Source organism: Pseudomonas sp. lyk4-R2A-10, from assembly GCF_030209075.1.
GTDB classification, from domain to species: Bacteria; Pseudomonadota; Gammaproteobacteria; order Pseudomonadales; family Pseudomonadaceae; genus Aquipseudomonas; species Aquipseudomonas glycinae.
Map to the genome: position 1 here is coordinate 425,435 of NZ_JARVSR010000002.1, position 13,308 is coordinate 438,742.

Annotated in this window: 14 protein-coding genes and 1 other RNA gene; 7 read left to right on the plus strand and 8 right to left on the minus strand. The window is 61.9% G+C overall.

Annotation, left to right across the window (positions count from 1 at the left end; all coding sequences use genetic code 11):
• Positions 1–13 precede the first annotated feature (13 nt).
• The 4 genes from QRN46_RS04245 to QRN46_RS04260 form a co-directional block, all read right to left on the minus strand.
• The gene (locus tag QRN46_RS04245) at positions 14–1,132 is read right to left on the minus strand and encodes an ABC transporter permease (RefSeq protein WP_285354325.1); all 1,119 of its coding nucleotides are present in this window, start codon (positions 1,130–1,132) and stop codon (positions 14–16) included.
• Positions 1,132–3,852, minus strand: coding sequence for a ribosome-associated ATPase/putative transporter RbbA (gene rbbA / locus QRN46_RS04250; protein ID WP_285354326.1), 2,721 nt, complete (start codon positions 3,850–3,852; stop codon positions 1,132–1,134). Before rbbA ends, QRN46_RS04245 begins: the two co-directional genes overlap by 1 nt.
• Positions 3,849–4,814 carry an HlyD family secretion protein gene (locus QRN46_RS04255; protein ID WP_011336474.1) on the minus strand — a complete coding sequence of 322 codons (966 nt, stop codon included), beginning with the start codon at positions 4,812–4,814 and terminating at the stop codon, positions 3,849–3,851. Before QRN46_RS04255 ends, rbbA begins: the two co-directional genes overlap by 4 nt.
• 123 nt (positions 4,815–4,937) lie before the next feature.
• Positions 4,938–5,387, minus strand: coding sequence for an EVE domain-containing protein (locus tag QRN46_RS04260; RefSeq protein WP_011336473.1), 450 nt, complete (start codon positions 5,385–5,387; stop codon positions 4,938–4,940).
• A gap of 197 nt (positions 5,388–5,584) precedes the next feature.
• On the opposite strand from QRN46_RS04260, the gene QRN46_RS04265 reads away from it, so the two are divergent.
• Positions 5,585–5,740, plus strand: a complete 156-nt coding sequence (locus QRN46_RS04265; protein ID WP_007911192.1) for a hypothetical protein — start codon at positions 5,585–5,587, stop codon at positions 5,738–5,740.
• 35 nt (positions 5,741–5,775) lie between these two features.
• Here the strand turns inward: QRN46_RS04265 and QRN46_RS04270 are convergent, their stop codons facing one another.
• The 4 genes from QRN46_RS04270 to QRN46_RS04285 form a co-directional block, all read right to left on the minus strand.
• The gene (locus QRN46_RS04270) at positions 5,776–6,381 is read right to left on the minus strand and encodes a 5-formyltetrahydrofolate cyclo-ligase (protein ID WP_201818848.1); all 606 of its coding nucleotides are present in this window, start codon (positions 6,379–6,381) and stop codon (positions 5,776–5,778) included.
• An 80-nt stretch (positions 6,382–6,461) separates the two neighbouring features.
• Positions 6,462–6,640: non-coding RNA, 6S RNA (gene ssrS, locus QRN46_RS04275), on the minus strand.
• A 30-nt stretch (positions 6,641–6,670) separates the two neighbouring features.
• Positions 6,671–6,988, minus strand: a complete 318-nt coding sequence (locus QRN46_RS04280) for a cell division protein ZapA (RefSeq protein WP_007951811.1) — start codon at positions 6,986–6,988, stop codon at positions 6,671–6,673.
• Positions 6,985–7,194, minus strand: coding sequence for a TIGR02449 family protein (locus QRN46_RS04285; protein WP_007940359.1), 210 nt, complete (start codon positions 7,192–7,194; stop codon positions 6,985–6,987). Before QRN46_RS04285 ends, QRN46_RS04280 begins: the two co-directional genes overlap by 4 nt.
• Positions 7,195–7,319: 125 nt before the next feature.
• On the opposite strand from QRN46_RS04285, the gene QRN46_RS04290 reads away from it, so the two are divergent.
• From QRN46_RS04290 to QRN46_RS04315, 6 genes are all read left to right on the plus strand, one after another.
• Positions 7,320–7,880 carry a YecA/YgfB family protein gene (locus QRN46_RS04290; protein ID WP_007951810.1) on the plus strand — a complete coding sequence of 187 codons (561 nt, stop codon included), beginning with the start codon at positions 7,320–7,322 and terminating at the stop codon, positions 7,878–7,880.
• A gap of 27 nt (positions 7,881–7,907) precedes the next feature.
• Positions 7,908–9,242, plus strand: a complete 1,335-nt coding sequence (gene pepP / locus QRN46_RS04295; RefSeq protein WP_285354327.1) for a Xaa-Pro aminopeptidase — start codon at positions 7,908–7,910, stop codon at positions 9,240–9,242.
• The gene (gene ubiH / locus QRN46_RS04300; protein ID WP_011336470.1) at positions 9,239–10,426 is read left to right on the plus strand and encodes a 2-octaprenyl-6-methoxyphenyl hydroxylase; all 1,188 of its coding nucleotides are present in this window, start codon (positions 9,239–9,241) and stop codon (positions 10,424–10,426) included. The genes pepP and ubiH overlap by 4 nt, the downstream gene beginning before the upstream one ends.
• The gene (locus tag QRN46_RS04305) at positions 10,419–10,904 is read left to right on the plus strand and encodes a DUF4442 domain-containing protein (RefSeq protein ID WP_011336469.1); all 486 of its coding nucleotides are present in this window, start codon (positions 10,419–10,421) and stop codon (positions 10,902–10,904) included. Before ubiH ends, QRN46_RS04305 begins: the two co-directional genes overlap by 8 nt.
• Positions 10,905–10,913: 9 nt before the next feature.
• Positions 10,914–12,131: a 2-octaprenyl-3-methyl-6-methoxy-1,4-benzoquinol hydroxylase gene (locus QRN46_RS04310; RefSeq protein WP_181457850.1), complete on the plus strand. Its 1,218-nt coding sequence runs from the start codon at positions 10,914–10,916 to the stop codon at positions 12,129–12,131.
• Between the two features lie 107 nt (positions 12,132–12,238).
• Positions 12,239–13,243 carry an extracellular solute-binding protein gene (locus tag QRN46_RS04315; RefSeq protein ID WP_011336467.1) on the plus strand — a complete coding sequence of 335 codons (1,005 nt, stop codon included), beginning with the start codon at positions 12,239–12,241 and terminating at the stop codon, positions 13,241–13,243.
• Positions 13,244–13,308: the final 65 nt, after the last annotated feature.

Here is a 13,308-nt window from a genome sequence, read left to right on the forward strand (position 1 = left end):
TCGTCGAGGTTGTTCACGACGCCAGGCTCTTGCGAAACCGTGCCAGGGCGATGAAAAAGAACAGTAAACCGATCACGACCAGCGCCAGCAAATCAGGCCACACTACGCTCAGCCCGGCGTCGCGAAACAGGATCGCGGTGCCGAGGCTGACGAAGTGGGTGGACGGTGACCCTTGCATGACCCATTGCAACCACTGCGGCATGCTGTCCAGCGGTGTGCTGCCGCCCGACAACAGCAGCATCGGGATAATCACCGGGATGGCCAGCAGGCCGAACTGCGGTGTCGAACGCGCCAGCGTTGCCAGGAAGATACCCAGCGCGGTGCTGGCGAACAGATAAACGGCCGTGACCAGCAAAAACAGGCTCAATGAGCCGGATAAAGGTACGCCCAACGCTCCTTTGACAATCACTTCCAGTGACAGCCAGGTGCATAGCACCACCACCAGCAGATTGCTCCAGACTTTCGCCAGCATGATTTCCAGTGCGGTCAGCGGCAGCACCAGCAAATGATCCAGGGTGCCGTGTTCGCGCTCGCGCAGGAGCGCGGTGCCGGTCAGAATGATCGCCAGAATGGTGATGTTGTTGACGATCTGAATCACGGCCAGAAACCAGCCGCCCTCAAGATTGGTATTGAACAGGGCTCGAGTCGTCAGTTGTACCGCAGACCCGGTCTGTACATCACCCCGGCCTGAATATGCCAATAATTCACGCTGAAATATTCGGCTGATGTAGCCGGCGCCCATGAATGCCTGGCTCATGGCGGTGGCGTCGACGTTGACTTGCAGGGCTGGCTGGCGACCCGCGAGCAGGTCTGTCTGAAAACCGGCGGGGATATTGATGACGAACGTGTATCGGCCGCTGTCCATGACTTCATCCAGTTGCTCGTAGGGCAGCGTTACCGGCGTCTGGAATTCCGGAGGCTGCAGCGCCTCGGCCAATTGGCGCGAAAGGGCGCTGTGATCCTCGTCGACAATCGCCACGCTGGCGTTATGCACGCCGATCACTGAACCGGCGGCTGGCATATAGATGGCCACGGTGAAGGCGTAGAACAGGAACAGCAGTAACACGCTGTCATGGCGCAGGCTCGTCAGTTCCTTGAGACCCAATCGCAGGATGTGTACGAGTTTGTGCATCAGGCCTCCTGCTTCTTCAGCATGATCAGGCTCAAGCCGGTGAACCCGATAAAAAAGCCGCCCAGCGCCAGACATTGTGGCCAGAGCTGGCGCAGGTCCAGAGCTTTGGTGAACGTTCCTACGGCGATGTCGAGGAAGTGACCGGCCGGAAACAGCAAGCCCATCACGGCGGCGGCTCCTTCCAGCGAAGAACGCGGCACGATCAGACCCGAGAACTGGATGGTCGGCAGGCTGGTGATGATCATGGTGCCGAGGATCGCCGCGATCTGCGTTCGGGTGAACGCTGAAATCAGCAGGCCCATGCTGGTAGTGGCCAGTACATACAGCAGCCCGCCGAACGCAAGGGTCGGCAGGCTGCCCTTGAAGGGCACGCCGAACAGCCAGCGATTCATCGCCACGAGCACGGCGAGGTTGACCAGGCTGACCAGCAGATAGGGTAGTTGTTTGCCCAGCAGAAATTCGAGGCGGGTCAGGGGCGTGGCGTAGAAATTGGTGATCGAGCCCAGCTCTTTCTCGCGCACGATGCCGAGCGCAGTCAGCATCGCCGGAATGAAGGCCAGAATCAGCGCCATCACGCCGGGGCCGATGGCATTGACGCTGACCACATCCTGGTTATAGCGAAAGCGGGTCTGCAGCGTGGCTGGGGCTGACAGGCTCAATGCCGGGCTGCTTTGTTCGGCAAGTTGCTCAAGATTGGCCAGATGGACGGCCTCGACGTAGTTGCGACTGGTCTCGGCGCGAAAGGGCATGCCGCCATCCAGCCACGCCGCGACTTCCGGCCGATGTCCGGCGTACAGGTCGCGGCCGAATCCGGGCGGGATCTCCAGCGCCAGTTTGATTTCCGAACGTTGCAGACGGCGGTGCAGAGCCTGTGCATCTTCGATGGGCGGCTGTTCGGCGAAATAGCGGGAGCCGCGGAAGGCCTCCAGATAGGCGCGGCTTTGTGGCGTTTGATCCTGGTCATACACGGCGAAGGCCAGGTTCTCTACATCCAGGGAAATCCCGAAGCCAAAAATCACCATCATGAAAATGGCACCCAGCAGTGCAAACGCCATGCGCACTTTGTCGCGAATCAGTTCTTTGCCTTCGCGGCGAGCCACTGCCGTCAGACGACCGAAACTGAAAACCCGCTCCCTGACGGAGCTGGCCGGCGCCTTCGGGGCCGGTGACGGCGCGGGAGGCGGGGCGGTTTCGGCGCTACCCTGAGCCTGTTCAAGGCAGGTCACGAACGCCGCCTCCAGGGACTTGCCGCCAAACTGCTGTTGCAGTGCCGTCGGCGTGTCACAGGCCAGCACTTTGCCCGCGTGCATCAGGGAGATGCGGTCGCAACGCTGAGCTTCGTTCATGAAATGGGTGGAAAGGAAAATGGTCACGCCTTGATCACGGGACAGTTCGATCAACAGGCGCCAGAAATCGTCTCGCGCCGCGGGATCAACTCCAGAAGTCGGCTCATCCAGAATCAGCACTTCCGGGCTGTGCAAGACCGCGACCGCCAGTGACAGGCGCTGGCGTATTCCCAGAGGCAATGCCCCGGACGATTGATTGGCGACACCGTGCAGATCGAAGCGTTGAATCAGCGCGTCGATGCGCTGGGCGCTCTCGGTTTTCGGCAAATCGAACAGGCGTGCGTGCAGTTCAAGGTTTTGCCGCACGCTGAGTTCGCCATACAGCGAAAAGCTCTGAGACATGAATCCGACCCGTTTGCGCGTGGCCAGATCCTTCGCATCCACCGGATTGCCCAGCAGCGTTGCGCTACCTTCGCTGGCGGGCATCAGTCCGGTCAGGACTTTCATTGTGGTGGTCTTGCCGCAGCCATTGGAGCCAAGGAAACCGAAAATCTCGCCTCGCCCGATGGCGAAGCTGACGCGATCCACAGCCGTAAAGTTGCCGAAACGCAACGTCAGGTCGTGAGCTTCGATGGCAATATCGGTGTTGCCGGTGTAAGGCGGGATGTGCAGCGGTTGAGTGGCGTGACAGCTTTCACCCTGAAAATGAGTGAAGGCGTCATCAAGCTTGCCGCTGGGCGTGACAGCAGCCAGTTCGCGGCTCAGACCGGTGGCGATCATCCGGCCGCCGTCGAGCATCAGGCAATGCTCGAATTGTTCAGCTTCCTCCATGTAGGCCGTGGCGACCAGCAGGGTCAGCTGCGGTCGTTGGCGCCGAACATCGTCGATCAACTCCCAGAACTTGCGGCGCGAGAGCGGATCGACACCGGTGGTCGGCTCGTCGAGGATCAACAGATCCGGTTCGTGAATCAGTGCGCAACACAGTCCGAGTTTCTGTTTCATGCCACCGGAGAGTTTGCCGGCCGGTCGATCGGCGAACCTCAGCAGATCAGTGGCGAGCAACAGGTTGTGCAGGCGCTGCGCGCTTTCGTCGGCAGAGAGGCCGAACAAGGTGGCGAAAAAAAGCACGTTCTCGCGGATCGACAGTTCCGGGTACAGGTTGCCGCCCAATCCCTGCGGCATGAAAGCGATACGCGCGTACAGCGTGTTGCGGTGGCTGCGATCCTGGATCGGACCGCCAAGCACTTCCAGTTGCCCTTGCTGGAGGGCTTTCACGCCCGCAATCAGCCCCAACAGACTGGATTTGCCCGCGCCGTCAGGGCCAATCAAGCCGCAGCGGGTGCCGGCCGGCAGGCCGAACGCGATGCCATCCAGCGCTTGCCGCTCGCCATAGCGGTGAGTGATGGCGTTCGCGTGAACCGCGACGCTGTTCATTGCAGATGGGCCGGCCAGTCGATCGGTGCGGTACGCACATAGCCCGTGCCGGGCATGCCGGGCTTGGCCTGGGGGACGTCGCCAGGTCGAGTCAGTCGCAGCTTGACGCGAAAGACCAGTTTTTGCCGCTCGTCGCGGGTTTCAACCTCTTTGGGTGTGAATTGCGATTTGGCCGCCACGAAACTGACTTTCGCCGGCAATGCCTGGTCGGGCAGGGCGTCGAGCAGGATCCGCGCTTCATCGCCGACCGCCAGACGCCCGGCGACGGAGGCCGGCAAGTAAAGATTCATGTATTGGTCGCCGGGATCGATCAGCAGCAGGACTCGGCCGCCGGCACCCAGCACTTCGCCGGGTTCGGCCATGCGCAGCTGGATCAGCCCGTCGATCGGCGCGCGCAGACGGCTGTCATCGATCTCGCTGGCCAGTTGCGCAACCTGGGCCTGGGCTGCACCGATGGCCGCGCTGACTGCAGCGACCTGTGCCCGGGCAGCAGTCACAGCAGCGCTAGCGGTGCCGATCCGTGATTGCAGTTGATCGATAACCTGCGCGCTGACAAAACCATGCTTGAACAACGACTGTGAACGGCCAAGTTCTTGCTGGGCCAGCAGTTGCTCGCTCAGGCGCAACTGTACGTTGGCCTGGGCGGCGGCGAGGTTCTCGCGGGCGCGGATAACCTCGGCTTCGGCCTGATTGCGCTGGGCCTCGAGGGTTCGGGTGTCCATTCGAGCAAGCAGTTGCCCTTTGCTGACCTTGTCGCCTTCATCGACCAAGACCTCGGCGAGACGTCCCGGGGTCTTGCTGGCGATCTGCACTTGCGTGGCCTCCAGTCGCCCGTTTGCGCTGTGAAGCCCCTCGGGAAGGCGGTTGCTCATGGACTTCCAGTAGCCGAAGCCTCCGGCCGCCATCAACAACAGGATGAGGGCGCCGGCGTATAACAGAGAGGAGCGTCGGTACGTTGACATGAGGGCATCCTGCGGCTTGGGCGTTCAGTCTGACGGGTAAAGCGATGGCATCGCTTGATGTCTGTCAAATGATCGGCGACGCAGGCAGCGCTGAGTCATGTCAGCCGCAAGGGGCAACGCCTCTCAGCGCAAACCGAGTACTGCCGCCCACTGCTCGGCCGTCACCGGCATCACCGACAGTCGCGAGCCCTTCTGCACCAGCGGCATCTCGGCCAACGCGGTCTGCTGTTTCAGATAATCCAGCTTCAAGACCCGGCTGAAAGTTTCGACGTGGGCGACATCAATCGCGCTCCAGGGGTTTTTATCCGGGGTGGCTTTCGGGTCGTAGTAATGGCTTTGCGGTTCCAGTGCGGTGGGATCCGGGTACGCGGCTTCGATTATTTTGCCGATTCCGGCAATTCCCGGCTCCGGGCAGCTGGAGTGGTAGAAAAAGAATTCGTCCCCCACCGCCATGGCCCGCAGGAAATTGCGTGCCTGATAGTTGCGAACCCCGTCCCAGCGCGCCTTGCCGAGCTTTTCCAGGCCCTTGATCGAGAGCTCGTCGGGCTCGGATTTCATCAGCCAGTAGGCCATGGTGTGTGCTCCTCAAGCGGTCATTGGGCAGGTTGTCCGGCAATTTTATGACAAACCGACGGTCGGTTGACGTCAGCATTTGCGCAGAGGTTCACGTTGTCGCAAAATGCCGGCCTTTAAAGCTTGACGCTGCTGCACGGCCTACGAATGGAAACCGCTGCTGTCATCGTGATGATGTGCCTTGAGGGGGGCAATCGATGAAACGCAAACCGGATTTGCTGTGGACTTTGGTGATTTTGTTCGGTCTGGGCGTCGTGACCACCGGTTATGCGCAAAGTCTGTGGGCCAACAAGGCCGATGCACCGATTGAAGTGGCGCAACAAGTACAACAGTCGACAGCCTTCAAGCGCTGACACTGCCTTTTCGACGCCGCTGATCCGCGCGGCGTCTATCCTGCGAAATACCACGCCTTGTCTGTCACCGTTCCCTGCAACGGTACATCCCAGCTCGCTTGCGCGAGACGTTCGACTTTCTGACATTCATGGGCCAGGCCCAGCAGCGTCGGCTTGCGCCAGTTCTGTCGTCGGGCCAGATACGCCAGGCTGCGATCGTAGAAACCGCCGCCCATACCCAGGCGTCCGCCGACATCGTCAAACCCCACCAGGGGCAACAACACCAGATCCAGCGCCCAGACCTTGCGCTGACGGGCCAGATTGGCGCGCGGTTCAAGAATGCGGAAACGGTTGGGTTTTAGTTTTTCGCCGGGGCGGATTTGCTGAAAGACCATTTTGGTCCGCGGCCAGGCACTGAGCACCGGCAGGTAGGTTTTCTTGCCCCGACGCTGGGCGGCGCGCAGCAACAGGCGCGGGTCGATTTCACCGTCGGTGGGCAGGTACAGGGAAATATGTTTGGCCCGGCGAAAGTGCGGGTCTTGTGCCAGTTGCCTGTACAGGCCTTCGGCGGCCTGGCGTTGCTGACTCGGTGTCAGCGAGCGGCGGGCCTTGCGCAGCAGGCGGCGCAGTTGAGGACGGGGCAGCAGCGCGGGTTCGGTCATGGTTCGGCTTCGGCAGGGTGGGACGAAAACGTACGCATAAAAAATCCGATGCCGGCATGCACCGGCATCGGATTCGAATCAGGCTCCCCGGATGAGCCGCTGTCGACTTAGCCCTTGAACCCGAGAGTTCAAGGTGGAGGATGCAGTAGGCTTTAAGGCTTTCCGTCTGGCGGACATGCACACCAGCCCAACGTGCAACCCCCAGGGTAGTGCAAATCGGCTCAGGGACATCGTCAACTGGCAAGCACCCCAGGGAGTGCGGCGAGTATAACTCAAGCGGCCTGGCGAATCAGCCCTTGCTGATGTCCGGATCGTCGGCCAGCACCAGATCGACACGATCGAGCAAGTCACGCACCTGTTCACGGGTCGAGCCGCTGGCCTGGATGTCCGGGCGCTCTTCTTTGTGCAAGAGATCGTGGGTGATGTTCAGCGCGGCCATCACGGCGATGCGGTCGGCGCCGATGACTTTGCCGCTGCTGCGGATCTCGCGCATCTTGCCGTCCAGGTAGCGGGCGGCGCTGATCAGATTGCTGCGCTCTTCCTGGGGACAGATGATCGAATACTCTTTGTCGAGGATCTGCACGGTAACGCTATTGCTTGAACTCATGAGTCTTGCTCCAGGGCCTTGAGGCGCGAAATCATCGATTCGACCTTACGCCGGGCGATTTCGTTTTTTTCAATGAGGTGCGCGCGTTCCTCGCGCCAGGTCTTTTCCTGAGCAAGTAAGAGTGCATTTTGACTCTTTAGTTGCTCGACTCGGGTAATCAGCAGTTCGAGTCTGGCCATCAGCGCTTGCAGGTCGGTGTCTTCCATTGTGTCCACTGATTCGGTCTGATGGGTTTGGCTGGCGGACAGCCTTTAATGGTCTTGGCGAGTCTGTCGATGTAGGATACAAGGCCTTCATTCTAGACATAGCGCCGTCTGGCGCCTAGCTGCCCATGCCCATTCAGAATTCCCCGTACCAAGGCTTCGCCACCCTGCTGAACTCCAGCGGTCACTCCGTTTCGCCTGCCGAACTGCACGGCCTGTTGCTCGGTCGCAGTTGTGCCGGCGCCGGCTTCAATGCCGAAGAATGGCTGATCGATGCCGCCGAGCTGCTTGAAAGCGAGCCGCAGGACAACGTCCGCAACGCGCTGATCGGTCTGCAGGAGATGGTCAAGAGCGAACTCACTGGCGACGACGTCACCGTGGTTCTGCTGCTGCCGAACGATGACGCACCTCTGGCCGAACGCGCCGCCGCGCTGGGCGAATGGTGCCAGGGCTTCCTCACCGGTTTCGGCCTGAACTGCCGCGACAGCAGCATGCTGAGCACCGAAGCTACCGAAGTGTTGCAGGATTTGGCAGCGATCTCCCAGGTGCAAGACGCCCTGGAAGAATCCGAAGACGGCGAAAGCGATTACATGGAAGTCATGGAGTACCTGCGTGTCGCGCCGCTGCTGTTGTTCTCCGAAACCAAAAAGGCCGACGTGCCGCCAGCGGCCAAGCCGTCGCTGCACTGATCGCGTGCCAGGGAAAGCCATCTGCCCATGATCCATATCCCGAAAGCGGAATACGCCCGGCGCCGCAAGGCGCTGATGGCGCAGATGGAACCCAACAGCATCGCGATCCTGCCTGCCGCCGCGGTCGCCATTCGCAACCGCGACGTCGAGCATGTCTATCGCCAGGACAGCGACTTCCAGTACCTCAGCGGTTTCCCCGAGCCACAGGCGGTCATCGTCCTGATGCCCGGTCGCGAACACGGCGAGTACGTGCTGTTCTGCCGTGAACGCAACGCCGAACGCGAACTCTGGGACGGCCTGCGCGCCGGCCAGGAAGGTGCGATCCGCGATTTCGGCGCCGATGACGCTTTCCCCATCACCGACATCGACGACATTCTGCCGGGCCTGATCGAAGGCCGCGACCGGGTGTATTCGGCCATGGGCAGCAACCCGGAATTCGACCGCCACCTGATGGACTGGATCAACGTGATCCGCTCCAAGGCGCACCTCGGCGCCCAGCCGCCGAACGAATTCGTTGCCCTGGATCACCTGCTGCACGACATGCGCCTGTATAAATCGGCGGCAGAAGTGAAGGTGATGCGCGAAGCGGCGCGGATTTCCGCCCAGGCCCACATCCGGGCGATGCAGGCCAGTCGTGCCGGGTTGTACGAGTACAGCCTCGAAGCCGAACTGGATTACGAGTTTCGCAAGGGTGGGGCGAAGATGCCGGCCTATGGCTCGATCGTCGCTGCCGGGCGCAACAGCTGCATCCTGCATTACCAGCAAAATGACGCACTGCTCAAGGACGGCGATCTGGTGCTGATCGACGCCGGTTGCGAAATCGACTGCTACGCCAGCGACATCACCCGCACCTGGCCGGTCAACGGCAAGTTCTCCGCCGAGCAGAAAGCGATCTACGAATTGGTGTTGGCCTCGCAGGAAGCGGCATTCGCCGAAATTGCTCCGAACAAGCACTGGAACCAGGCGCACGAAGCCACGGTTCGGGTCATCACCGCCGGGCTGGTGAAGCTGGGGTTGTTGCAGGGCGAAGTCGACGAATTGATCGCTACCGAGGCCTACAAGGCGTTTTATATGCACCGCGCCGGTCACTGGCTGGGCATGGATGTGCATGACGTCGGCGAATACAAGGTCGGCGGCCAATGGCGGGTGCTGGAAGTCGGCATGGCGCTGACCGTGGAGCCGGGCATCTACATCGCCCCGGACAATCAGAACGTAGCGAAGAAATGGCGCGGCATTGGCGTGCGCATCGAGGATGACGTGGTAGTGACCAAGAGCGGTTGTGAAATCCTGACCGGCGGCGTGCCGAAAACCGTCGCCGAGATCGAAGCCCTGATGGCGCAAGCACGGACCTGCGCGGCATGAGTCGGGTCAATCTGGCAATCATCGGTGGCGGTCTGGTCGGCGCCAGTCTGGCGTTGGCCTTGCAGGCCGGGGCCAAGGCCCGTGGCTGGAAGATCGTGCTGATCGAACCGTTCGCCCCCGGTGACACCTGGCAGCCAAGCTACGACGCGCGTTCTTCGGCGCTGTCCTTCGGCTCGCGGCAGATTTATCAGCGGCTGGGCGTGTGGCAGGAAATCTCCCGTCGCGCCGAGCCGATCAAGCAGATTCACGTGTCCGACCGTGGACGCTTTTCCACCGCTCGCCTGTCGGCGATGGAAGAGGGCGTCCCGGCGCTCGGTTACGTGGTGGAAAACGCCTGGCTCGGCCAGTGCCTGTGGCAGCACCTCGACAAAGACGTGATCAGCTGGCGCTGCCCGGCGGAAGTCAGCCGCATGGAACCGTTGCCCGACGGCTATCGCCTGACCCTCAATGACGAGACCACGGTCGAGTGCGATCTGGCGGTGCTCGCCGATGGCGGTCGTTCCGGTCTGCGCGAGCAACTGGGCATCAACGTACGCAAGCGTCCGTATAACCAGAGCGCGCTGATCGCCAACATCACGCCGAGCGAAGCGCACAACGGCATGGCCTTCGAGCGCTTCACCGACGAAGGTCCGATGGCGCTGCTGCCGCTGCCGGAAAACCGCTGCGCGCTGGTCTGGACCCGTCTGGGCATGGACGCGCAACGGCTGGCCGACCTGAGCGAACGAGATTTCCTCAGCGAGCTACAAGGCGTGTTCGGTTACCGTCTTGGCACTCTGAAGCAGGTCGGCGCGCGGCATCTGTATCCGCTGTCGCTGGTGGAAGCCGAAGAGCAGGTGCGCTCGCATCTGGCCGTGCTCGGCAACGCCGCCCACAGCTTGCACCCGATTGCCGGGCAGGGTTTCAACCTGTCCCTGCGCGATGCCGATGCGTTGGCCGCCGCGTTGCTGGCCAGCGACAAACCGCTGGGGGATTTTGCGACCTTGCAGGCCTATCGCGAGCGTCAGCGTCTCGATCAGGACCTCACCGTCGGTTTCTCCGATCAGGTTACGCGCCTGTTCGGCAGCACCCAGCCGCTGGTGTCGCTGGGGCGCAACATCGGCCTGCTCGGCCTCGATCTGCTGCCGCCGGCCAAACGCTGGTTCGCCCGTCAGGCCATGGGGCTGGGGACGCGGCCGGATGCGTGAGTGGCTGATCAGACGGTTTGGCAAGGCGCGGCTGATGCGCTGGATCATGACGCTCTACCCGCCGTACTTCGGCGCCGGTGTCCGGGTGCAGCACATCAGCGATGACTTTCGTGACATCCAGGTCTCGATGGGCCTGGGCTGGTACAACCGCAATTACGTCGGCACCCAGTTCGGCGGCAGTCTGTATTCGATGGTCGATCCGTTCTTCATGTTGATGCTCATGGAAAACCTCGGCTCGAAGTACATCGTCTGGGACAAGGCCGCCGACATTGATTTCATCTCGCCGGGCAAAGGCCCGGTGTTCGCCCGGTTCAACATCGACGACACCCTGCTCGACGAGATCCGCCGGCAGACCGCCAGTGGCGAGAAATACCTGCCGCAGTTGCAGGTCGACATTCATGACGGCGCCGGCAACCTGGTGGCGCGGGTCGGTAAAACCCTTTACGTGCGGCTCAAGCCGCCAGCGAGACAGGCTTAAAGCATGGAAATGCGCGCGGATGTGCTGATTGTCGGAGCCGGAATGGTCGGCAGTGCCCTGGCGCTGGCGTTGCAGGGCAGCGGGCTGGAAGTCCTGCTGCTCGACGGCAGCCCGTTGAGCGTCAAACCCTTCAAGGGCGACGCACCGTTCGAGCCACGGGTGAGCGCACTGTCGGCGGCCAGCCAGCGAATCCTCGATCGCCTCGGCGTGTGGGACGGCATCGTCAATCGACGCACCAGCCCTTACACCGACATGCACGTCTGGGACGGCAGCGGCACCGGGCAGATCCACTTCTCGGCCAGCAGTGTGCACGCCGATGTGCTTGGGCATATTGTTGAAAACCGCGTGGTCCAGGATGCCTTGCTCGAGCGTCTGCACGATTGCGACCTGGGCCTGCTGGCCAACGCGCGGCTGGAGCAGATGCGCCGTTCCGGTGACGACTGGCTGCTGACCCTGGCCGATGGCCGCACCTTGCGCGCGCCGCTGGTGATCGCGGCGGACGGCGCCAACTCTGCCGTGCGCCGTCTGACCGGTGTCGCCACTCGCGAGTGGGATTACCTGCATCACGCCATCGTCACCAGCGTGTGCAGCAGCAAACCGCACCGCATGACCGCGTGGCAGCGTTTCACCGATCACGGGCCTCTGGCCTTTTTGCCGCTGGAGCGTGACGGTCAGCAGGACTGGTGCTCGATCGTCTGGTCTACCACGCCGAGCGAAGCCGAACGGCTGATGGCGCTGGAGGAAGCGGACTTCTGCCGTGAGCTGGAGCGCGCGTTCGAAGGTAGCCTCGGCGAGGTCATCAGCGCCGACCCGCGCCTGTGTGTGCCGCTGCGTCAGCGTCACGCCAAGCGCTACGTGGCCGAAGGCCTGGCGCTGATCGGTGATGCCGCACACACCATTCACCCATTGGCGGGGCAGGGTGTGAACCTGGGTTTCCTCGACGCCGCGGTGCTGGCCGAAGTGTTGTTGCAGGCCAACGAACGCGGCGAACGCCTGGCAGACGTGAAAGTCCTGAGCCGCTACGAGCGTCGGCGTATGCCGCACAACCTGGCACTGATGGCGGCGATGGAAGGCTTCGAGCGGTTGTTCCAGGCTGACCCGCTGCCGCTGCGCTGGCTGCGCAACACCGGGCTGAAAATCGTCGAGCAGATGCCCGAGGCCAAGGCGCTGTTCGTGCGTGAAGCATTGGGGCTGACCGGGGACTTGCCGGCCCTGGCCAAGGCCTGACGACTGTCGTGCAACATCTGGTAACTCCTTGGGAAAGTGATCGATTGAGCTGGTAAATGTGAGTCCTTATCATTTGGGCCACTTTTCCCGACCGAGAGACCGCTCCCATGTTGGCATCCAAGCGTGTTCTGACCGCACTGGCCCTGACCCTGATCGGCAGCACTGCCGCCCAGGCCGCCGACGAGGTGGTGGTCTACTCCTCGCGTATCGATGAACTGATCAAACCGGTGTTCGATGCCTACACCGCCAAGACCGGGGTGAAGATCAAGTTCATCACCGACAAGGAAGCGCCGCTGATGCAGCGGATCAAGGCCGAAGGCGAGAACGCCACCGCCGACCTGCTGCTGACCGTCGATGCCGGTAACCTCTGGCAGGCCGAGCAGATGGGCATTCTCCAGCCGTTCACTTCGAAAACCATCGACGCCAACATTCCCCTGCAATATCGCTCGTCCAGCCACGCCTGGACCGGTCTGAGCCTGCGCGCACGGACCATCGCCTATTCCACCGAACGGGTGAAGCCGGGCGAGCTGACGACCTACGAAGCATTGGCCGACAAGAACTGGGAAGGCCGCCTGTGCCTGCGCACGGCGAAGAAGGTCTACAACCAGTCGCTGACCGCCACCATGATCGAAGTGCATGGCGCCGAGAAGACCGAGCAGATCCTCAAGGGCTGGGTCAACAACCTGTCCACCGACGTGTTCTCCGACGACGTCGCGGTGCTGGAAGCGATCAACGCCGGCCAGTGCGATGTCGGCATCGTCAACACTTATTACTACGGCCGCCTGCACAAGCAGAAGCCGGAACTGCCGGTAAAACTGTTCTGGCCGAATCAGGCGGATCGTGGTGTACACGTCAACCTGTCGGGCATCGGCCTGACCAAACATGCGCCGCACCCGGAAGCGGCCAAGGCGCTGGTGGAGTGGATGACCACGCCTGAAGCGCAGAAGATCTTTGCCGATGTGAACCAGGAGTTCCCGGCGAATCCAGCGGTGAAGCCTTCGGAAGAAGTGGCGGCGTGGGGGCAGTTCGTAGCCGATACATTGCCGGTTGAAGTGGCAGGCAAGCGTCAGGCCGAAGCGATCCGGATGATGGATCGGGCGGGTTGGAATTGAGTCTTTCCTGACAGCAATGTTTGATCGTTCCCACGTCGAGGCGTCGAACCGTCTGCGTGGGAATG

Bases quoted from the DNA above. Each gene is read 5' to 3' on its own strand.
- QRN46_RS04245 (WP_285354325.1), bottom strand. From the start codon at position 1,132: ATGCACAAACTCGTACACATCCTGCGATTGGGTCTCAAGGAACTGACG.
- rbbA (WP_285354326.1), bottom strand. From the start codon at position 3,852: ATGAACAGCGTCGCGGTTCACGCGAACGCCATCACTCACCGCTATGGC.
- QRN46_RS04255 (WP_011336474.1), bottom strand. From the start codon at position 4,814: ATGTCAACGTACCGACGCTCCTCTCTGTTATACGCCGGCGCCCTCATC.
- QRN46_RS04260 (WP_011336473.1), bottom strand. From the start codon at position 5,387: ATGGCCTACTGGCTGATGAAATCCGAGCCCGACGAGCTCTCGATCAAG.
- QRN46_RS04265 (WP_007911192.1), top strand. From the start codon at position 5,585: ATGAAACGCAAACCGGATTTGCTGTGGACTTTGGTGATTTTGTTCGGT.
- QRN46_RS04270 (WP_201818848.1), bottom strand. From the start codon at position 6,381: ATGACCGAACCCGCGCTGCTGCCCCGTCCTCAACTGCGCCGCCTGCTG.
- QRN46_RS04280 (WP_007951811.1), bottom strand. From the start codon at position 6,988: ATGAGTTCAAGCAATAGCGTTACCGTGCAGATCCTCGACAAAGAGTAT.
- QRN46_RS04285 (WP_007940359.1), bottom strand. From the start codon at position 7,194: ATGGAAGACACCGACCTGCAAGCGCTGATGGCCAGACTCGAACTGCTG.
- QRN46_RS04290 (WP_007951810.1), top strand. From the start codon at position 7,320: ATGCCCATTCAGAATTCCCCGTACCAAGGCTTCGCCACCCTGCTGAAC.
- pepP (WP_285354327.1), top strand. From the start codon at position 7,908: ATGATCCATATCCCGAAAGCGGAATACGCCCGGCGCCGCAAGGCGCTG.
- ubiH (WP_011336470.1), top strand. From the start codon at position 9,239: ATGAGTCGGGTCAATCTGGCAATCATCGGTGGCGGTCTGGTCGGCGCC.
- QRN46_RS04305 (WP_011336469.1), top strand. From the start codon at position 10,419: ATGCGTGAGTGGCTGATCAGACGGTTTGGCAAGGCGCGGCTGATGCGC.
- QRN46_RS04310 (WP_181457850.1), top strand. From the start codon at position 10,914: ATGCGCGCGGATGTGCTGATTGTCGGAGCCGGAATGGTCGGCAGTGCC.
- QRN46_RS04315 (WP_011336467.1), top strand. From the start codon at position 12,239: ATGTTGGCATCCAAGCGTGTTCTGACCGCACTGGCCCTGACCCTGATC.